This is a genomic window from Microbulbifer hainanensis (assembly GCF_014904735.1).
GTDB classification, from domain to species: domain Bacteria; phylum Pseudomonadota; class Gammaproteobacteria; order Pseudomonadales; family Cellvibrionaceae; genus Microbulbifer; species Microbulbifer hainanensis.
On record NZ_JACZCR010000031.1, the window covers coordinates 233,582 to 254,080 of the forward strand.

The following is a 20,499-nucleotide window of genomic DNA, read 5'->3' on the forward strand; positions in this document are numbered from 1 at the left end:
GGTATCGTAATGCTCCGGTTACACTCGGGCGCGATAAACGACAAATACCTATAAATGAACGGGAGTGTGGAAATGCGTCAATCACTGATCGCACTGTCCATTGCCGCGGCACTGGCGGCCGCTGGGGGATGTAGTAAAGGAACGGACCAGGCGCAGTCAGCGCACGGGAGTGTCCAGGCAGCGTCCGCGGTTGCCGAGGCCGGTAAGTCGGCGGTAGGGCAGAATCCGCTGCTGGCAGAGTGGACGGGTCCTTACGGTGGCGTGCCGGCATTTGACAAAATTAGCGTAGAAGATTTCAAGCCGGCACTGGAAGCGGCAATGGCCGACAATCTGGCAGAGATCGACGCGATTGCCGGCAATCCGGAGGCTCCGACATTTGCCAATACCATCGAAGCGCTGGAACGCAGTGGCGCCGAGCTGAATCGCGTTTTCGCGTACTGGGGCGTCTACAGCTCCAACCTGTCGTCGCCGGAGTTTCGCGCCGTGCAGCAGGAAATGGCCCCTAAGCTGGCCGATTTCCAGTCCAAGATCACCCAGAACGATGCGCTGTTCCAGCGCGTAAAAGCGGTGTTTGATGTTCGCGACAGCGCCGATTTGCGCAGTGACCAGAAGCGCCTGGTCTCGCTGATTTACAACCAGTTCGCCAATAATGGCGCGACGCTGGCCGGTGAGGCCAAGGAGCGCTACGCGGCAATCAACCAGCGTCTTGCCAAGCTCTATACCGAGTTTTCCAACAACGTGCTGGCGGATGAAGAGGGATACGATATCTTCCTGCGTAGCGACCAGCTGAAAGGTTTGCCGGATTCCTTCATCGCTGCTGCGGCGGCACTGGCGGAAGAGAAAGGGCAGAAGGGTAACTACGCGATAACCAATACGCGCTCTTCCATGGATCCCTTCCTGACTTACTCTGACAATCGTGAATTGCGCGAGAAGGTCTGGCGCAACTATTACAATCGCGGTGACAACGGCGGTGAGCACGACAACAATGCGATCATCGCGGAGATACTCAAGCTGCGCGACGAGCGCGTCGGCCTGCTCGGGTTTGATAACTATGCCGAGTGGCGTTTGCAGGACCGCATGGCGAAAACTCCGGAAAATGCCATGCACCTGATGGAAGCTGTGTGGCCGGCAGCGGTCGCGCGGGTGAAGGAAGAGGTTGCGGACATGCAGGCTCTGGCCGATTCCGAAAACGCGGATATCACTATCAAGCCGTGGGATTACCGCTACTACATGGAGAAGGTCCGCAAGGCCAGGTATGACCTGGATTCCGACGAAGTGAAGCAGTACCTGCAGCTGGACAAGCTGCGCGAGGGGATGTTTTACGTGGCCGGCGAGCTGTTTAATTTCCAGTTCACTCCGGTCGAGGCGGGCAAGGTCCCGGTTTTCCATGCGGATGTGAAAGTCTGGGAAGTGACCGACAAAACCAGCGGCAAGCATATCGGCCTCTGGTATCTGGATCCGTTTGCGCGGGCGGGCAAGCGCTCCGGTGCCTGGGCAACCATGTACCGCGATCACACCACTTTTGATGGAGAGCAGACGGTACTCGCTTCCAACAACTCCAACTTCATCAAGGGCGCTCCGGGTGAACCGGTCCTGGTGAGCTGGGACGATGCGGAGACCTTCTTCCACGAGTTTGGGCACGCGCTGCACTTCCTGTCATCCAACGTCGCCTATCCGACGCTGAACGGCGGTGTGCGCGATTACACCGAGTTCCAGTCGCAACTGCTGGAGCGCTGGCTGTCCACCGATGCGGTGATCAACAATTACCTGGTGCACTACAAAACCGGGGAGCCGATTCCGGCCGAGCTGATTGCCAAGATCAAGAAGGCCGCCACCTTCAACCAGGGTTTCGCTACCACTGAGTATCTGGCATCTGCGCTGATGGACATGAAGTACCACACTGTGGATCCGGAAGGTATTGATCCAGACAAGTTCGAGCGCGAGACTCTGGACGAGCTGGGCATGCCGAGCGAACTGGTGATGCGTCACCGTTCTCCGCAGTTCGGGCACGTCTTTTCCGGTGAAGGCTATGCAGCCGGTTACTACGGCTACATGTGGGCGGATGTACTGACTTCGGACGCTGCCGAAGCGTTCGCCGAAGCGAAGGGTGGTTTCTACGACAAGGCCGTAGCGCGCAAGCTGGTGGATAACCTGTTTGCTCCGCGCAATGCCGTGGATCCCGCGGAAGCCTACCGCGCTTTCCGTGGCCGCGATGCCCAGATCGATGCATTGATGCGCGATCGCGGTTTCCCGGTACCGGGCGAAAAAGCCAGTACGGTTGCCGTTAAAGACTAAACGGCAACTTCCTGAGAAAAAGGCCGCGTTGCGCAAGCAGCGCGGCCTTTTTTGTTGCGCCAACGGAATGTTGTGGAAGGGGATTGCTTGCGGGGAGCCGGCGACCGGGTGGCGCGGTTTCCCTGAGCTAGAATTTGATTCGGGATAGGGCCGTGGAGCAGATATGGATAAGTGGCTGATTGTGATCGGCGGCATTCTGGTTGCCGCCGGAGTGCTCTACCACTTCGTGCCCGGGCTGTTTACCTGGTTTGGCCGCCTGCCCGGGGATATTCGCATCGAGTCAGAGCACAGTAAGGTTTTTATCCCAATTACATCGATGATCATACTGAGCGTCGCACTCAGTGTGCTGCTCAGCTTTTTCCGGCGCTGACCAGCTGCTCCAGTGGCAGTTCAGTGCGGTAGCGCACCTGCTTCAGGGAGAAGCTGCTCTTGATATGGTCGATGCCAGGCAGTTCGGTGAGTTTCTTGTCGAGAAACTCCTGGTAGGCCTGCAGGTTCGGCACCACCACACGTAGCAGGTAGTCGAAGTCACCGGTCATCAGATAGCACTCCATGACTTCTGGCCACTGGCCAATGACCGATTCAAAATCCTGCAGTTCTTTCTTTACCTGGTGATTCAGGGTGACCTGGATGAAAACGCTCACCGGCAGGCCAACCATCTCCGGTTCCAGCAACGTGACTGCCCGTTTGATAAACCCCTGTTCGTGCAGGTTCTTGACCCGTCGGGAGCAGGGGGAAGGGGACAGGCAGACTTTCTCCGCCAGCTCGATATTGGGGATGGTGGCGTCCTGCTGAAGGATTTCCAGGATCTTCTTGTCGATGGCGTCCAGTACGTAGGCCATAGGGGGTTCCGTGTCTCGTCTATGGTGATCACACCCGACTGCGAACAACTTGTGAACAACTATAGTGCTCTACCGCAGTCTTGCCAGCGGGGAAATTAGCGCCAAGTGGCGTTTCGCTTGCCTTCCCCAGAATGGTGTGATTTGAGTGATTTGTTGCTGATACCGATCTATCAGTGGTGACTTATGCCGTCATTATGCCTGATCGCAGTCTAATTTGGTATGACCTGCTTCGCTGGCGGGTGTTAATTTTACCCGCAGACAGATAATCAAAAACAGGTGGTACCCCATGGCGATGGTAGAAGGCGATCAGGAGCTGGGCTTCGATAGCGAATACTCCCTGACAGCGGCATTCACCCGAGATGCCGGCCGTGTCTTCCTGACCGGTATCGATGCGCTGGTGCGCCTGCCGATCATGCAGAAACAACTGGATGAGCGGGCAGGGCTCAATACCGCGGGCTTTATTTCCGGCTATCGCGGATCGCCCCTGGGCGGCTACGACCAGGCCCTGTGGCGGCACAAGAAACTTCTCGCCGAGCGCGATATTCACTTCGAGCCCGGTATCAACGAGGATCTCGGTGCCACCAATATCTGGGGCACCCAGCTTCTCGACCACTATCGCGCGCAGGCCACTCGCGACGGCGTCTTCTCCATTTGGTACGGCAAGGGCCACGGTGTGGATCGCAGTGCCGATGTTTTTCGCCAGGCCAATGTGCAGGGCACGTCCAAGCTCGGCGGGGTGCTGGCCCTCTGTGGTGACGATCACACCGCCGAGTCCTCGATGTTCTCTCATAACACCGACCAGATCTTTGAGTCGGTGATGATGCCGCTGCTGTTCCCGGCCACGATCGAAGAGTACCTGACCCTGGGGCTGGCGGGCATTGCCATGTCGCGGTTCTCGGGACTCTGGGTCGGTTTCAAGACCATTACTGAAACGGTCGAGGCCGGCGCATCCTTGCTGGTGCCGGAACTGCCGCAGTTTGCGATTCCCAAAGATTTCCCAATTCCGGCCCACGGCCTGAATTACGACCCGCACCTCAACTGGCCGGCGGAGCGCATGGAGTACGAGCGGCGTATGCTCGAAGAACGCCTGCCGGCAGCGCGCGCCTTTGCCTACGCCAACCGCCTCGACCGGACCGTCGTCGCTGCGCCGAAGAAACGCTTCGGTATCGTTACCGTCGGCAAGGCCCACGGCGACCTGCTGGAGGCGCTGGAACTGCTGAACCTGACCGAACAGGACCTGCAGGACGCGGGTATCTCCATCTACAAAGTGGCCATGGCCTGGCCACTGGAACCCCGCGGCATGACGGAGTTCGCTACCGGTATGGAACGCCTGCTGGTGGTCGAAGAGAAGCGGCCGCTGGTGGAAGACCAGCTCAAGAACCTGCTGTACGGCTGGGCCGATGGCGAGCGACCGAAAGTCGTGGGCAAGAAAGATCTCGACGGCAATGATCTGCTGCCGGCGATCTGGGGTTTTGGCCCGGACCAGGTGGCCAAGGCGATCGCCCGCTGGCTCGCCGACACGGAAATGTCTGCCCAGCTGGCGCCGCTGGCGGAAAAGCTCGGCGGCAACGTACCCGCCAAGGCCGTCGGGCTGCTCGCGCGGGAGCCCATTTTCTGCGCCGGCTGCCCGCACAATACATCTACCAAACTGCCGGAAGGCAGCCTCGGCAGCGCCGGTATCGGTTGCCATATCATGGCGCTGGGCAAGGGCCTGCGCACCGATACCTTCTCCCATATGGGCGGCGAGGGTGCCCAGTGGGTGGGATTGCATCGCTTCTCCAGCGCTGGCCATATTTTCCAGAATATGGGGGACGGGACCTACAACCACTCTGGCCTGCTGGCGATCCGCCAGGCCGTAGCCAGCAAGATCAACATCACCTACAAGATCCTGCTCAATGACGCCGTAGCCATGACCGGCGGTCAGCCCGCCGAGGGGGAGGTCAATGCCCCCAGCCTGGCGGCCCAGCTGCTGGCCGAGGGTGTGGGTACCGTCGTGCTGATGACCGAGAACCCGGAACTCTGGCGTAAAAAATGGGGGCGCGCCCACCGCGGCGAACTGCCGGGTAAAGTGGAGGTGCTGCCGCGTTCGGAACTGGATGCCGTGCAGCGCCGCCTGCGCGAGACGCCCGGTGTTACTGCGATTATTTACGAGCAGGTTTGCGCGGCGGAGAAACGCCGCCGGCGCAAGAAAAAACAGATGGTCGATCCGCCCAAGCGATTGCTGATTAACCACCGCGTCTGCGAGGGGTGCGGCGACTGCAGCGTGCAGTCCAGCTGTATCGCCGTGGAGCCCTTGGAAACCGAATTCGGGCGCAAGCGCCAGATCAACCAGTCCAGTTGCAACAAGGACCTGCGCTGCGCGGACGGCTTCTGCCCGAGCTTTGTGACGGTCGAGGGCGGTGAACTGAAAAAGCCGCCGGTACAGTCCCTGGCCGAATCCCTCGATGCCGCGATTGCCGGCCTGCCGGCGGCGCCGCTGGCCGACCTGGAGCAGCCGCTCAGCGTGCTCGTCGCCGGTATTGGTGGCAGCGGTGTGCTCACCGTGGCGGCACTGCTGGGGATGGCCGCGCATCTGGAAGAGAAGGGCAGCACCACGCTGTATTTCACCGGGCTGTCGCAGAAAAACGGTGCCGTCGTGGCCCACGTCAAAGTGGCGGCGAAGCCTGAGAATATCACCACGGCGCGTATTCGCGATGGCGCGGCCGAACTGCTGCTGGGTTGCGATATGGTGACCGCGGCGGGGCAGCGGCCGAAGCTGGCCGCGGGCAAAGTCCGCTCACTGGTCAATACCGCTGAAGTTCCGGTGGCCGCTTTCGTCCGCGACAACGAGCTGGCGTTCCCGGCGGATGCCACCCAGCAGAGCATCGAATCCCTGAGTGCCGAATACTTCGCGTTCGACGCCAACAAATACGCCCAGGCGCTGTTTGGCGATACCGTCGCCAGCAACCTGATGATGATGGGCTATGCCTGCCAGAAGGGCCTGTTGCCGATTGGTGACGCGGCGCTGGAGCGGGCCATCGAGCTGAACGGCGTGGCGGTGGAGAACAACCTGCGTGCATTCCGGGCGGGCCGCCTGCTCGCGGTAAACCCGAAGGCAGTTGAGCAGCTGGCGGTGCCGGCACAGCCGGTCAAGCTGGTAGAGCCGCAGGAGTCGGTGGAACAGCTGATCGCACGGCTGTCCGCTGAGCTGACGCAATACCAGAGCTCGGCCTATGCGCGCTGTTTCACCCGCGCAATCGAGCGCCTGCACAGCGCAGAAAGAGACCTGAACGGCGGCGATGCACTGACCCGCACTGCGGCACAGAGCCTGTTCAAGGCCATGGCCTACAAGGACGAATACGAGGTTGCCCGCCTGTACTCCGGCGAGGATTTCCAGCGTCAGTTACGCGAGACCTTCACCGGCAATTTCCGCCTGAAATTCCATATGGCGCCGCCGGTAGTGGCGCGTCCGGACAGCAGCGGCAGAATTCGCAAGATGGTATTCGGCTCCTGGATGGGCAAACTGATGCCACTGCTGGCGAAGGGCAGGGTATTGCGCGGCACCGTGTTCGACGTATTCGGCTATACCCGCGAGCGCCGCATCGAGCGCAGCTGGGCCCGCCAGGTCGAGCGCGCGGTCATTGCCGTTGCCGCGGGTCTGCGCACCGACAATGCAACGGCTGCCCACGAGCTGCTGGCGCTGCCGCTGCAGGTGCGTGGCTACGGTCACGTGCGCGAGGAGAAGTTCTCCCAGGTGCGCGACCAGTGGAACCAGCTGCTGAACGACTTTGCCGGTGGCGATGGTGAGGACCGCGATAGCGAAGCTGCTCTGGCCGTCGAAGTCTGAGGGCGGGATTAAAGAAAAGGCAGCGGGATCGGGGGGTGATCCCGCTGCGTCGTCATAGGGAGCAGCTCACCCTGGACGAAAAGACAGGAAGGGGTTCACCAGCCAGCCGAGCAGGCCGGTGACTGCCACCGGTGCCTCCACAACTGAAAAGCACAGGCATTCCTGATCCTGAGTGGCAATCGGCCTGTGCACCTCACCGGGTTCCCGTACCAGGAAGTCCCCCGGCCCGTAGACGCCGTCGGCATCGGAAAAGCGACCGTGCAGTACCAGTACGACTTCCTGGCCGCGGTGATCGTGTTCGGCCGTCTTGCCGCCGCGGCCAATACGGTGGAAAGCCACTTCGTAACGGTCCTGTCCGGATTTCAGTCGCGACATCTTCAGCGCCGGCGACACCCGCTGCCATTTCAATGGCCAGTTGTTGCGTACCAGCTTGTCGATTACCCGCGGCAGGTTTGCCAGCGCCGGATCATTGGATCCGCGTTTGTCGGCCCGGGTGTCCGTCGCAGTCCGTGGTTCTTCCGCGGATTGCCGCTCCGCTACCTCGATACGATCCAGCAGGCGCTGCAGCGCATCATCTGCCGTTGGTTGGGGTTCGCTGTCATCGAGCAGGTTGCCGCCCAGATGGTTCAAATTCTCGCAGTGCCGCCGGCACTGGGGGCAGAGCTGCAGGTGTGCGGATACCGACAGGCTCACTGCCCAGGGCAGGTTCCCCGCGGCGTACTCGAGCAGCATGTTTTGATCGGGATGGTGACGGATCATTCTGCACCTGACCTGATTAAACTGGTTTGTAACTTCTTCAGGGCCAGCCGCACCCTGGATTTCACTGTCCCCAGGGGCAGGCCCAGCTCGTCGGAAATCTCGCTGTGGGATTTCCCTTCCATATAAGCCTTTTTCAATACGTGGCTCTGCTCGGCGGGCAGGTTGCGCAGGCCCTCGGCAATATCGCGCTCATCGCGCGACTTTTGCAGGAACACAAGCGGCTGTCCTTCTGGCGATTCGTCCCAGATATCTTCCACTTCGATATCGCTCGCGGCATCCCGGTGGCGACTGCCGCGGCGTAGCATGTCGATACGGCAGTTGCGCATGATCGTGTAGATCCAGGTACTGGCCGAGGCCTTGCCGGCGTCGAATGCCGGCGCCTTCCGCCATACCCTGAACATGACTTCCTGTACCAGCTCGTCCGCCGCGTCGGCACTGAAGGCCTGGCTGTTGCGGCTGTGGTGGAAACCCTTGATCAGCGGGGCGAAGTGGTTGAACAGGCGCTCGAACGCAGCCCGGTCGCGCTTGCCGCCGACCAGCTTGAGCAGCTTGCTCCAGTCATCGTCGCGATCCTGAGGTACCTGCACCGTGTTCCTGCCGCTGGTTATTGGTGTGATTTGCGCCATCTTAGCGATCTTTTACTGTCTGTCGAACCCTCTTACGCTCGAAAAGCGCGATCGGATCTCTGTTGTTGGAATAGATTTTGGCGGCGTTCGGCGCAGGGAAGACGGCGAGCTTGTGCGCGACTCCGCCCGTGGCGGCGTATGGGCTGTCAGTTCGGTCCAGCAACGGAGTGGCGCATGCGTGGGCTGCTTCAGAAACTGAGTCATCAACTGGGGAGGTCAATGGGGAGTTATCGCGGGAGCTGGGTTATGGGGAGCAGTCGGTAGCGCAGAGATCGAGGGGTAAGCGAAAGAGGGCTTTGAAAATATACATCTCATGTAATATTACAGTAACTATAAAATAATGAGGTGAGCAAAGGTGAAACATAATCTGCATAAACTCTGGCTTGCCTGCCTGGTGGTGACGACCCTGTTTGTCACTGCTTGCGGGCAAGAGTCGGGGCAAACTGTCGCCGATAAGCCGTTACAGAGCCGGGATGAACAGAAAATATCCGAATTTGGCCGTTACGAGGGCTACTCCCAGGAACGCTTCGATGGCTGGGTGACGACTTCGACATACATCACAACCCGTGACGGAACGCGACTCGCAGCGGATATTTCGCGGCCTGCCAACAACGGCGTGGTGACCGAGGAAGCCCTGCCAGTTCTGTGGTCATATTCCCGTTACCACCGCCAGTGGGAAGCTGGGGTGCTCAATATCACCAGTAATCCTATTTTGCAGCGCCTGGCGAAGCACGGTTATGTGATTGTCTGCGTCAATGTGCGCGGTGGCGGCGCTTCTTTTGGCCGGTATGAGGGCCTGTTCAGCGCGCCTGAGACCCGCGATGCCTACGATGTTATCGACTGGCTGTCCAAACAGGATTTCAGCGATGGCAATGTTGGCATGTACGGCGTGTCCTATATGGGGATTACCCAGTACATGGCCGCAAGCACCAAGCACCCCGCCCTCAAGGCCATAACCCCGGAAAATGGCTACTTCAATTTTTATGATGCCATTCGCCATGGCGGCATCCTGCATGCAGATCAGGTGAAGACCTGGGGTGAGGGCACGCAGTACCTGGATAAAGTTCGCAAGCCTACCCCGGTTGATGCCGACACCGATGGTTTTCTGGCTGCGGCCGCTGTTACAGAACACGAGACCAATTTTGATCCCATCTCTCCTCTGGGGGCGGCAAAATTCCGCGACTCAACAGCCCCTGAATTTGATTGGTTCAAGGACATGCCTTCCAGCGTAAATAAGGCCGTCAACGAAGCTGGTGTAGCCATCTATCATCTGGGTGCCTGGCACGATCCCTATACCACCGATACCCTACTGCACTACTACAACTATCGCGGCCCCCAGAAAATGGCCTTTGGGCCCTGGGCTCATGAGGCGAACAACGATGTTGAAGCGGCGGAGCGGGATAAAGTCTACGGCACGGAAATGCTGCGCTGGTTTGATTACTGGCTGAAGGGCATTAACAACGGCGTAATGGACGAGCCTAATATTAACGTCGCGGAAGTAGATACCATGCGCGAAAGCTGGAAGTGGATCCCAATGCCAAACTTCCCGCTGGACGATAACCGCGTCAGTTACTTCTTCAATCCGACCACTAGCCAGGGCTCACCGAAGCTGCCAGCGGATTATGTGCTGTCGGTTAAGGCTCCTGAAAAGAGTGCCGCCGCCGAGTATCAGGTCAACCTGGATACCACCACCGGTACCGCGACGCGCTGGGATTCCAATTTCGGTGAACCTGCTCTCTACCCGGACATGACCGAAAATGACGCCCGCTCACTGACATTCACCACGCCTCCGATGGATAAGGATATGGTGATAGCCGGTATTCCACTGGTGAAAATGTATCTGTCTGCCAGCACCCCGGATGCGGATGTTTACGCTGTTCTGGAAGAGGTCGACAGCAGTGGTCGTTCCAACTACATCACCGAAGGTCATCTGAGAGTCTCCCTGCGCAAGGAAGGCGACGCGCCCTGGAACATGCTGGGCATTCCCTGGCACCGCGCCTATCAGGAAGACCAGCAGATGCTGACGTCGGGTGAGGTGGTCGAAATCAACTTCGATATCATGCCCGTGGTATACCGCATCAACAAAGGCAACCGTCTTCGCGTCGCGATCATGGGCGGAGACAAAGACAATATGGAAGCGCCGCCATTCCCCGATGCGCTGCTTTCGGTGAAAACCGGCGGTGAGCATGCATCACAGATCTCGCTGCCTGTAATGTCACTGTAAACCTGAAGAATCCTGTTCTCGTGGCGTCAAAGTGCTGTGCTTTGCGCCATGTCTGAATCATCACTGCCCGCGCCCGCTCGTCAGCCGCTTTGGCGCTGCAGGGCCGGGTGCGAGGCGGTGACGGTAGGCTCCGGTCAGCGCGGCAAAAAGCTGGGGCAGCCGTTCACCTGACAGCTGATCGCGCTCCGCGCCGAGCATTTTCCGCACGTCACTCTCGCCACCTTCCCGATTCTCGGCGCCTGCATTCTGTCCGCTGCTGTTGAGATGCGTTATCTGCGCCATCTTCGCCCCCTTTAAGCCGTTGTCGATCCATACTTCGCGGGCGGACGGCGTTCGAATCACCACAATCGCGCCCCGTGCTAGCACGCTCCATGGCCGTTAGCGGTCAGCGCAGTGATCCATCGCCGACGGTGTGGCGTATTAGTTGCCAGTTCGGTTTGACAGTGGAAGGGAATATGGCCGGTCTGATTCAGGATCTGCAGGACTACTACCGCGATTACCTCAATGGGGACCCCGCGAAGCTCGACCGGCTCTACCGGGACGACGTGATCTTCTGCGATCCGTTGCACCGAATTGAGGGCCTGCAGGCATTGAAGCGCTACTTCGCGGCGATGGGCGAGGGGTTGCATGAGTGCCGTTTTGAGTTTGACGACGCGAGTATCGCCGATGGCAGCGCCTGCCTTCCCTGGAAGATGCACTATGCCCATCGCAGCCTGAATGGCGGCAAGCCCCTCGTCCTGCGCGGGTGTAGCCTGCTGCGCTACGCCGACAGGGTGCACTACCACGAGGACTTCTACGACCTGGGTGCCATGGTCTATGAACGGGTACCGCTGCTCGGCGCCCTGGTGCGCGGAGTCAAATCCTGCATGGTTCGGGCTGGGGATTGAACCGTGACAACAATCCGCGACAAAACCATCTGGATTACCGGCGCCAGTTCCGGTATCGGCCGCGCCCTGGCGCTGAAGCTGGCCGAACAGCACAACTTTGTCATCGCCAGCAGCCGCGGGCGGGAGGCGCTCGCCGAGCTACAGCGGGCTTCGCCCCAGCGTATTCGTATTCTGGAGTGCGATGTCGGTGACGATGCCGGTATGTCCGCGGCCGGCGCGCGCCTGGCAGAGATGACCGACCAGCTGGACATGGTGATCGCCTGTGCCGGTACCTGCGAATACGACGACGACCTCAAACTGGATACCGCCAGCTACCGGCGCGTGTTCGATGCCAATTTTTTCGGTGTGGTCAACACGCTGCGCGAGGCTCTGCCGCTGCTGGCCAACAGCCGCGCACCGATATTCGCTGCCACGGGCAGCCTGTCGTCCGTGGTCGGGATGCCCCGTGCAGAAGCCTACGGTGCCTCCAAAGCGGCGCTGGGCTATTTCCTCGATGCCGTGCGCGCGGATTGCAGCCACCTGCGGCTGCATATCGCGCATATCCGCCCCGGCTTTATCGACACGCCGTTAACCGAACGCAACGATTTCAGCATGCCATTTATGCTCACCGCGGAGCAGGCGGCCGAGCGTGTCGAACGCGGACTCGCCCGCGGACAACACATCATCGATTTCCCGCGCCGGCTCAGCTGGCCGCTGCGCTTTTTCGGTTTCTTCCGCCTGCTGTGGTTTCGCTACTGCGCACCCAGAATCACCCGCATTCATTCATTAAGGAAACATTGATGCGTATCGCCATTGTCGGCAGCGGCATTGCCGGACTCACTGCCGCTTACCTGTTGAACCGCCGGCACGACATCACCCTGTTTGAAGCGCAAGACCGCCTCGGCGGGCACACCGCGACTGTTGACGTGGAGGAGGGGAGCCGCATCCTCGCTATCGATACCGGATTTATCGTCTTCAATGACTGGACATACCCGAACTTCATTGCATTGATGGATGAGTTGGGCGTGGCATCGCAGCCGACTGAAATGGGCTTCAGCGTCTGTTCGGAATCCGGGCCCTATGAATATGCGGGCAACAGCCTCAACAGCCTGTTCGCGCGGCGGCGCAACCTGTTCAGTCGCGGCCACTGGCGCATGCTGCGGGATATCCTGCGTTTCAATCGCGCCGCCGTGCGCGACTGGCAGGCGGGCGAACTGGACGAGGGCATGACGCTCGGAAAATACCTGGCGCGCAATGGCTATTCGGCGGAGTTTGTCGATCGTTACCTGGTACCCATGGGGTCTGCGGTCTGGTCCGCGAGTACCGCGCAGATGCGGGCTTTCCCGGCCGAATTCTTCGTGCGGTTCTTCGTCAATCACGGCCTGCTGAATATATTCGACCGGCCGCAGTGGCGAGTGATTTGCGGCGGTTCGCGTGAATATATCGCTCCGCTGATCAGCTCTTTTGCCGACCGGATTCGCCTGTCGACACCGGTACAAGCCGTTCGGCGGACGGGTTCCGGCGCCGTGCTGCAGACGGCGGAAGGCGGTGAAGAACATTTCGATGCGGTCGTGTTTGCCTGTCACTCCGACCAGGCACTGGCCTGCCTTGCCGACGCCAGCGACGACGAGCGCGATCTCCTCGGTGCAATTCCCTATGCCGCCAACTCGGTGGTACTGCATACCGACACAGCGCTGCTGCCGCGTCGTAAGCGCAGCTGGGCCAGCTGGAATTACCGCCTGCAGGCCGGCGAAAGCCAGCCGCCGGTGCTGACCTACAACATGAATCTGTTGCAGGGGCTGGACAGCGAAAAAACCTACTGCGTGACCGTTAATGGCGACGAAGTGATTGATCCAGGCAAGATCATCAAGCGCTTCGAATATGCGCATCCGCAGTTTTCCGTGAACGGCTCGCGTGCGCAGGCCCAGTGGAAGAATATCAACGGGGTAAACCGTACCTGGTTTTGTGGCGCCTACTGGGCCAATGGCTTCCACGAAGATGGTGTCACCAGCGCGCTGCGTGTGGCGCGGGCTTTTGGTGAAACCCTCGAGAGCAGAAGCGGTGCCGATTCACCGTGGGTCGCCGCTGAATCCTCGCAGACTGAACGAGGTGCTGCCGTTGCAGAGCGCGATCTATAGCGGCTGGGTGCGGCATCGTCGCCACACGCCGCGGGCTCACGAATTCCGCTACCGGGTATATATGGTTTACCTGGATCTGTCGGAACTGGACCTGATGCTGGAGCAGACACCCCTGTGGTCTCGCCGTCGCTGGGCGCCGGCGCGCTTCCGACGCGAGGATTTCTTTGGCGACCCGGCACTCAGCCTGGACGAGGCGGTGCGCCGTCGCGTTGCCGAGGAAAGTGGGGAAAGACCCACCGGGCCGATCCGTATGCTCGCCAACTGGCGCTACTTCGGCATCAACATGAATCCCATCAGTATTTATTACTGTTTCGATGATTCGGGAATCCAGGTGCGGTGGATATTGCTGGATGTACACAATACCCCCTGGAATGAGCGCCACGGCTACCTGCTGGATACGTGCGATGCAACGCCGATTCAGCGCGGGGAGTTTGCCAAGACATTTCACGTATCGCCGTTTATGCCGATGGACCAGCGCTACCGATGGCGCAGCACCGCACCCGGAAAGAGACTGGCCGCCACACTGCAGAACTACCAGGACGGGGAGCGAGTTTTCGACGCCACCCTGAGTCTGCAGCGTGAGGAAATTTCCTCCACTTTGCTGAATCGTATACTGATCCGATATCCGTTAATGACCGTAAAAGTTGTTGGTGCCATTTACTGGCAGGCCTTCAAGTTGTGGCTCAAGCGCGTACCGGTATTCACCCACCCGAATCGCCGCGCGCAGGCCGAAGCAGGAGAACAGCGCCGATGAAAACAGTCGACGAAATATTTTCAAGCCGTGACGACGGCGCTACCTGGCTTACGCGGCTGGCACGCCGTCTGGTTCTGGCGAAACTTGCCACCATTCAGCGCGGGCACCTGGTTGTCGAAGAGGGTAGCGAGCGATTTACCTTTGGCGAGCCGGAAGAGCGGGCCAATGTCAGCGCCAAAATTTGTGTTCACGACGACAGCACCTATGTGCAGGTACTGCTCAATGGCACCATTGGCTCCGGTGAAGCCTATATGCAGGGCGCCTGGAGTTCGCCGGATCTGGTAGGGGTAATCCGGCTGATGGTGGGCAACATGTCCCTGCTGGACAACATGGATTCTCGCTGGAGCTTTTTGCACAAGGCCGTACTGACCGTACTTCACCGCCTGAATGCCAACAGCCGCGGCGGTTCCCGCAAGAATATTGCGGCCCATTACGATCTGGGCAACGACTTCTTCCGCCTGTTCCTCGACGACACCATGCTCTATTCGTCCGCGGTATTTCCCACTGCGGAAAGCAGTCTGTACGAAGCATCTGTGCACAAGCTGGACAGGCTCTGCCACAAACTCCAGCTAAAGCCTACGGACCATTTGCTGGAAATTGGCACTGGCTGGGGTGGCATGGCGATTCATGCGGCGAAGAAATTCGGCTGCCGCGTGACCACGACAACCATTTCCCGCGAGCAACACGAATACGCCAAGGCCTGGGTGGCGCGGGAAGGACTGCAGGATAGGATCACCCTGCTGCTGCAGGATTATCGCGATCTCGAAGGCCAGTACGACAAACTGGTGTCCGTCGAAATGATAGAGGCGGTCGGATATCGGTATTACAAAGAGTACTTTTCCCGCTGCAGCCAGTTGCTGAAGGATGATGGCCTGATGGTGATCCAGGCCATCACTATCCAGGACCAGCGCTTCCACAGTTACCGCAAGCAGGTCGACTTTATCCAGCGCTATATTTTTCCCGGCGGCTGCCTGCCTTCCAATCAGGTCATTGCGCAGCATGTTGCGGAGAGTAGCGACATGCAGATAGTCAGCCTGGAGGACATTACCAGTCACTACGCGCGCACCCTGCGCGCCTGGCGCAAGGCGTTCTTCGACAGAATTGCGGATGTGCGACGACAGGGATTCGATGAGCGTTTTATCAAAATGTGGGAATTCTATCTGTGCTACTGCGAGGGCGGTTTTAATGAGCGCGTGATCAGCACCGCACAGTTCGTCTTCGCCAAACCCGACTGTAAGAGCGAGTCCTTCTGACGGTGTGGCGGATCGTTGCCAGCGGTATATTGTTTCAGGTCACCTGGTTAATCTGTGTTGCCGACGACAATATGCAGCTGGTGATTGGCATTACGGTGGTCAACTTAGTCGTGCACTGGAAATTCATCGCCAGCCGCCAACAGGATTTTCTTCTCTGGGTTGTGGTAATCTCGGGGGCTGGAATTCTGTTGGACGGATCCATGTTTCAGTTGGGTATTTTACAGAATAGCGATGCCGGGCGATTGCCACCTTATTGGTTGGTGTTTTTGTGGTTGAATTTTTCCCTGGCGCTGCGCTATTGCTTTGGTTTTTTGCAGCGCAATCTTTGGTTGGCCTGCGCAATTGGCGCGGTCGCCGGGCCTTTCAGCTATTATTGCGGCACCCTGCTCAATGATTCGGTTACGTTACAACCCCCTTTATATCGTTCGCTGCTGATCCTCGTCGTGACCTGGGCATGCTTCCTTCCTGCAGCGGCGTCGCTTGCCCGCAGTGCCTGTTTCCGGAGGGCGGAGAGTGCTTAGCCTATTGGTGGCCGCATCAGTCAGCGTGTCTGGTTGCGGCTATGACGGACCCTCCCATGTGACGGGGCTTGCAGTCGAGCCCGACTCCCAGCAATTGATCTATTGCGAATACTTTCTGCCTACCGAAGATAACCGGACCCGGGTTCTCTATTACACGCCGAGTGGCCACCGCTTTGCGGAAAAAGATCTCTTTGGTGCGGCGAGTGAAGACGGGGCGGCGACAAGTCTGCCGGAAGTGGTGCAACAAGACTATCGCAATGGTGAGCGGCGCGAGGTGCGGAAGGGCGAGGATAGCTGGCTTTTGCGCTATCGCAAGTCCGCGACGGCAAGCTGGAAAGAGGCTCGGGTACCAATCAACGGTATTGACGTGATTGACGCCGGTTTTGACGACTATGTGCGCAAACACTGGGATGAACTGGTTGCGGGGCGTCAGGCCAGATTCGATTTTGCGTCACCACCGCACGGCCGCGGTATAGAACTCCGGGCACGCCGTGTCGATTGCCATTCTGGCGACCAGCGATCGCTGTGTCTGCGAGTCGACCTTGCCCAGCCGCTATTGCGTTTCTTCGCCGGTGATCTCGACCTGGTATACGATCGCGCAACCCGACGCCTGCAACAGTTCGAGGGTATCGTCAATGTCCTCGATGACCGCAGCAGCGCCCAGCGGCTGCAGATTCACTACCACTACGATTGAAACTCGCCGCCGGCGAAACCTCTCTCCGTCACGATTCCCACACCACTGCCGACTTCAGAGTCGCCAATTCTCCTTGTGACAACTGGCGCATAACTCTACGAGCAGCTAAACCTAAGGAGGAACCAGACGACATTTGGCCGAGGTAGATTAGATGCCTCTGCGCCAGCGATTGTCCGGTGTAGCGATTTTGCGAAGAGACTAGAGGTGTTTGGCATGAAGTACGGATTCGCTGCGGTAGTAGGACTCTGTACCGCTGTCACTGTCGGTTGCGCGACGCAGCCGGAGCAGGTTCCGGGTGCTGGTGGCATTGTCATCGATACCGCGGGTGTCGATATGCGTCAGTATCAGGTGGACCTGGCGCAATGCAACGGAATGGCCGTCGCTGCCCGTAATGATCAGGGCCGCCGGGGCGTAACCCGCGCAGCCGGCGGAGCGTTGCTCGGTGGTGCACTGGGGGCAATTGTCGGTGATACCAGCCGAGCGGCTGCTGCCGGTGCGGGTGCCGGTGCTTTAATGGGCGGTATCTCCGGCGTTGGAAGCGCCAATGCCGAGGCGAATGTCATCGTCAGAAACTGTCTGCGTGGTCGCGGATATCGCGTATTAAATTGATCTTTTTAAGAATGCGGGTGTCAAAGTTCCAACTGCCTGTTGATATTCGGCAATCTCACAGGACTTAGTTTGAGCTGGGGAATCCCCCCGGCTTTTTTTTGCCTGAAAAAGGATAACTGAGTGTCAATCGACGTCATGACCGGGGAGCTGAGAGGGAATGGGAGGCCGCCAGCGCGGACTCGTCAGGCCCACATCCGGTAGTAAAGATTGAGCATGATCCACAGGCTGCCGCCGATCATGATCAGGATGAGAACGGCGGTGAAAGCAATGGCCAACAGGCGCTCCTGCGGTGTAGAGCGCAGTCCCAGGTGCAGGAAGTAGCGCAGGTGAACCAGCACCTGGACAATTGCGCTAGCACCGATCGCTATCAATGCGCTCTGCATGGACAGCGCGCCGGTGGCCGCGATGCCGAAGGGAACCGCGGTCAGTACCAGCGCCAGCACATAGCCGGTGAGGTAAGAGCCGAGCGTGCGGCCACCAGCCGCCTTGGCGCGTTTCATCGCAGTATGCCCGGCAGATAGACAACGGAAAAAATCCCGATCCACACAATATCCAGGAAATGCCAGAAGAGCCCGAGCCGCTCCAGCCGTGAACTTACCGGCCTGCTCAGCCCCTTCACGACGACCTGGACAGTCATCACCAGGATAAAGACCAGCCCAGCGCTCACGTGCAGCCCGTGAGTGCTGACCAGGGTGAAAAAAGCGGACAGGAATCCGCTGCGATCCGGCCCCGCGCCACGGGTGATCATGCCGTGGAACTCGTGAATTTCCATTGCCAGGAAACCCAGCCCCAATACGAAAGTTACTCCCAGCCAGGCCAGTACCCGTCGACGATTGCCGGCGTCCAGTGCCAGGGAGGCCAGGCCGAAGGTGAGGCTGCTGGTCAGTAGTAGCAGGGTCTCGCCGAAAGTGTGGGGCAGGCTGAACAGGTCGCTGCCTTGCGGCCCGCCCGCAATGTCGCCCGCCATGATCTGGTAGGTGGCGAATAGCAGTGCGAAGATGATCGCGTCGCTCATCAGGTAGAGCCAGAAACCGAAGGCCCGCTCGTCATAGGCCTCGTCGTGCGGGAGCAGGGCGGTGTCATCGCCGACGGGGCTCAAAGGACGCCCTCCCTGGCCAGATCCCTGAAATGCCGGTTTTCGATTTCCTGTACCTTGCTGCCGGTGAGGCAGAATTCCGTTTTGTCGCGAAAGCTTCGCGCGGCGGCCGTGGCCAATATTGCCAGCAGTGCGGCGGCCGCCACCCACCAGATATGCCATACGGCGGAAAAGCCGAATACAAAGGCGAGCCCCCCAATCAGTACACCGGCGCCGGTATTTATGGGTAGCAGAATGTCTTCATACTGCTTGGGCCTGACGTAGACAGAACCGTGCCGCTTCATATCGTGCAGGGCGTCGATATCCCGCACCTGCGGCAGGACGGCGAAGTTATAGGGGGCTGGCGGGGAAGACGTCAGCCACTCCAGAGTGCGCCCGTCCCAGGGATCACCGGTCAGGTCACGTTTCTCATTCCGCTTGCGAATACTGACAACCAGCTGGATAACCAGGCAGGTAATGCCGGCCAGTATGACCACCGCGCCGAGGGCTGCGATCAAGAGGAATGGCTGCCAGGCGGAGATTTCATAGCGTTCCATACGCCGTGCCATGCCCATAAATCCCAGCACGTAGAGCGGCATAAACGCCAGGTAAAAGCCGATAATCCAGCACCAGAAGGCGCCCTTGCCCCAGCGCTCGTCCAGGGTGAAACCAAAGGCCTTGGGAAACCAGAACATATAGCCGGCCAGGTAGCCGAACAGCGCGCCAGGAATCAGCATATTGTGGAAGTGCGCCACCAGGAAGGTGGAGTTGTGCATCAGGTAGTCCGCCGGCGGCAGCGCCAGTAGCACGCCGGTCATGCCGCCGATCACGAAGGTGACGATAAAACCGAGGGCCCACAGCATCGATGGATGGAAGGTGATGCGCCCGCGGAACAGGGTCATCAGCCAGTCAAAGACTTTCACCCCGGTGGGCACGGCAATCACCATGGTCGCGATACCGAAAAAGGCATTGACCCCGGCGCCGGCCCCCATGGTGAAGAAATGGTGCAGCCAGACGGTAAATGACAACAGCGCAATCGCCATAGTGGCGTACACCAGGGATTTGTAGCCGAACAGGCGCTTGGCCGCAAAAGTGGAGACCACGCTGGAATAGATGCCAAAGGCCGGCAGAATCAGGATATAGACTTCCGGGTGCCCCCAGATCCAGAACAGATTGATGTAATTCATCAAGTTGCCGCCGCCCGCATTGGTGAAAAAGTGCATGTCGAAAATGCGGTCCAGGGCCAACAGGGCGGTGGTCACTGTCAGGGCCGGAAAAGCGAAGATCATCAGGATGCTGGTAGCCAGCGTGGTCCAGCAGAAGAGCGGCATACGCATCAATTTCATGCCCGGTGCGCGCCGCTTGAGTATGGTGACGATAAAGTTGATGCCCGAGAGGGTGGTGCCGATACCGCTGACCTGAATTGCCCAGATCCAGTAGTCCACACCCACACCGGGGTTGTACTCCGCACCCGAGTAGGGCGGATAGCCGGTCCATCCCGCGGTGGAAAACCGGCCGACCACCAGGGATATCAGCACCAGGCCGGCACCGGCGGCGGTCAGCCACAGGCTGACGGAATTCATAAAGGGGAAGGCAACGTCGCGTGCGCCTATCTGCTGGGGGACGATAATATTGATCAGTCCGGTCAGGAACGGCATCGCCATAAAGAAAATCATAATGGTGCCGTGGGAACTGAAAATCTGGTCGAAATGCTCCGGCGGCAGGTAGCCGGTGGAGTTGAGCGCAACCGCCTGCTGGGCGCGCATCATGATGGCATCGACAAAGCCGCGCACCAGCATCACCAGGGCAAGCATCACGTACATGATGCCGATACGCTTGTGGTCCAGGCTCGTCATCCACTCGGTCCACACGTAGCGCCATTTGCGCAGAAAGGTGATTGCGCCGACGATGGTCAACAGACCGAGCACTGTGACGACTGCGCCGCCAACGGCGACCCAGCTGTAAAAGGGCAGGGCATCTGCGGCGGTCAGCCTTCCCAGAATCCGCATATCCATAA

Annotated in this window: 19 protein-coding genes; 12 read left to right on the forward strand and 7 right to left on the reverse strand. The window is 59.3% G+C overall.

Annotation, left to right across the window (positions count from 1 at the left end):
* The first annotated feature begins 72 nt into the window (after positions 1-72).
* Both IG168_RS13075 and IG168_RS13080 read left to right on the forward strand, forming a co-directional pair.
* Complete coding sequence (locus IG168_RS13075) at positions 73-2,295, forward strand: M3 family metallopeptidase (RefSeq protein WP_193164845.1); 2,223 nt, start codon at positions 73-75, stop codon at positions 2,293-2,295.
* Positions 2,296-2,458: 163 nt separating this feature from the next.
* A complete protein-coding gene (locus IG168_RS13080) occupies positions 2,459-2,665 on the forward strand; it encodes a DUF2905 domain-containing protein (protein WP_193164846.1) in 207 nt (68 codons plus the stop codon).
* Here the strand turns inward: IG168_RS13080 and IG168_RS13085 are convergent.
* The gene (locus IG168_RS13085) at positions 2,646-3,137 is read right to left on the reverse strand and encodes an Lrp/AsnC family transcriptional regulator (protein WP_193164847.1); all 492 of its coding nucleotides are present in this window, start codon (positions 3,135-3,137) and stop codon (positions 2,646-2,648) included. The two genes, IG168_RS13080 and IG168_RS13085, sit on opposite strands and share 20 nt — an antisense overlap.
* Before the next feature lie 286 nt (positions 3,138-3,423).
* Between IG168_RS13085 and IG168_RS13090 the strand changes: the two genes are divergently transcribed.
* Positions 3,424-6,963, forward strand: a complete 3,540-nt coding sequence (locus tag IG168_RS13090) for an indolepyruvate ferredoxin oxidoreductase family protein (protein ID WP_193164848.1) — start codon at positions 3,424-3,426, stop codon at positions 6,961-6,963.
* Between the two features lie 66 nt (positions 6,964-7,029).
* Here IG168_RS13090 and IG168_RS13095 read toward each other — a convergent pair whose 3' ends face one another.
* Positions 7,030-7,722, reverse strand: a complete 693-nt coding sequence (locus IG168_RS13095; RefSeq protein WP_193164849.1) for a ChrR family anti-sigma-E factor — start codon at positions 7,720-7,722, stop codon at positions 7,030-7,032.
* Positions 7,719-8,348, reverse strand: coding sequence for a sigma-70 family RNA polymerase sigma factor (locus tag IG168_RS13100; RefSeq protein ID WP_193164850.1), 630 nt, complete (start codon positions 8,346-8,348; stop codon positions 7,719-7,721). Before IG168_RS13100 ends, IG168_RS13095 begins: the two co-directional genes overlap by 4 nt.
* Before the next feature lie 355 nt (positions 8,349-8,703).
* Between IG168_RS13100 and IG168_RS13105 the strand changes: the two genes are divergently transcribed.
* On the forward strand, positions 8,704-10,572 hold the full coding sequence (locus IG168_RS13105) for a CocE/NonD family hydrolase (protein WP_193164851.1): 1,869 nt from the start codon (positions 8,704-8,706) through the stop codon (positions 10,570-10,572).
* A gap of 60 nt (positions 10,573-10,632) precedes the next feature.
* Here IG168_RS13105 and IG168_RS13110 read toward each other — a convergent pair whose 3' ends face one another.
* The gene (locus IG168_RS13110) at positions 10,633-10,854 is read right to left on the reverse strand and encodes a hypothetical protein (protein ID WP_193164852.1); all 222 of its coding nucleotides are present in this window, start codon (positions 10,852-10,854) and stop codon (positions 10,633-10,635) included.
* Between the two features lie 173 nt (positions 10,855-11,027).
* Between IG168_RS13110 and IG168_RS13115 the strand changes: the two genes are divergently transcribed.
* From IG168_RS13115 to IG168_RS13150, 8 genes are all read left to right on the forward strand, one after another.
* On the forward strand, positions 11,028-11,459 hold the full coding sequence (locus tag IG168_RS13115; RefSeq protein ID WP_193164853.1) for a nuclear transport factor 2 family protein: 432 nt from the start codon (positions 11,028-11,030) through the stop codon (positions 11,457-11,459).
* Positions 11,460-11,462: 3 nt separating this feature from the next.
* On the forward strand, positions 11,463-12,239 hold the full coding sequence (locus tag IG168_RS13120; protein ID WP_193164854.1) for an SDR family NAD(P)-dependent oxidoreductase: 777 nt from the start codon (positions 11,463-11,465) through the stop codon (positions 12,237-12,239).
* Positions 12,239-13,576: an NAD(P)/FAD-dependent oxidoreductase gene (locus tag IG168_RS13125; RefSeq protein WP_193164855.1), complete on the forward strand. Its 1,338-nt coding sequence runs from the start codon at positions 12,239-12,241 to the stop codon at positions 13,574-13,576. The genes IG168_RS13120 and IG168_RS13125 overlap by 1 nt, the downstream gene beginning before the upstream one ends.
* On the forward strand, positions 13,548-14,330 hold the full coding sequence (locus tag IG168_RS13130; RefSeq protein ID WP_319024706.1) for a DUF1365 domain-containing protein: 783 nt from the start codon (positions 13,548-13,550) through the stop codon (positions 14,328-14,330). Before IG168_RS13125 ends, IG168_RS13130 begins: the two co-directional genes overlap by 29 nt.
* Entirely contained in the window at positions 14,327-15,583 is a 1,257-nt protein-coding gene (locus IG168_RS13135) for an SAM-dependent methyltransferase (protein ID WP_193164856.1), read from the forward strand. Before IG168_RS13130 ends, IG168_RS13135 begins: the two co-directional genes overlap by 4 nt.
* Before the next feature lie 29 nt (positions 15,584-15,612).
* The gene (locus IG168_RS13140; protein WP_193164857.1) at positions 15,613-16,104 is read left to right on the forward strand and encodes a DUF2878 domain-containing protein; all 492 of its coding nucleotides are present in this window, start codon (positions 15,613-15,615) and stop codon (positions 16,102-16,104) included.
* Positions 16,097-16,798 carry a hypothetical protein gene (locus tag IG168_RS13145; RefSeq protein ID WP_193164858.1) on the forward strand — a complete coding sequence of 234 codons (702 nt, stop codon included), beginning with the start codon at positions 16,097-16,099 and terminating at the stop codon, positions 16,796-16,798. Before IG168_RS13140 ends, IG168_RS13145 begins: the two co-directional genes overlap by 8 nt.
* 213 nt (positions 16,799-17,011) lie before the next feature.
* Positions 17,012-17,407, forward strand: coding sequence for a glycine zipper family protein (locus IG168_RS13150; RefSeq protein ID WP_193164859.1), 396 nt, complete (start codon positions 17,012-17,014; stop codon positions 17,405-17,407).
* A gap of 182 nt (positions 17,408-17,589) precedes the next feature.
* Here IG168_RS13150 and cyoD read toward each other — a convergent pair whose 3' ends face one another.
* The 3 genes from cyoD to cyoB are packed head-to-tail and all read right to left on the reverse strand — an operon-like array spanning position 17,590 to position 20,497.
* Positions 17,590-17,907, reverse strand: a complete 318-nt coding sequence (cyoD, locus tag IG168_RS13155) for a cytochrome o ubiquinol oxidase subunit IV (protein ID WP_193164860.1) — start codon at positions 17,905-17,907, stop codon at positions 17,590-17,592.
* A complete protein-coding gene (gene cyoC, locus IG168_RS13160) occupies positions 17,904-18,506 on the reverse strand; it encodes a cytochrome o ubiquinol oxidase subunit III (RefSeq protein ID WP_226876943.1) in 603 nt (200 codons plus the stop codon). The genes cyoD and cyoC overlap by 4 nt, the downstream gene beginning before the upstream one ends.
* A complete protein-coding gene (gene cyoB, locus IG168_RS13165; protein WP_226876944.1) occupies positions 18,503-20,497 on the reverse strand; it encodes a cytochrome o ubiquinol oxidase subunit I in 1,995 nt (664 codons plus the stop codon). Before cyoB ends, cyoC begins: the two co-directional genes overlap by 4 nt.
* Positions 20,498-20,499 lie beyond the last annotated feature (2 nt).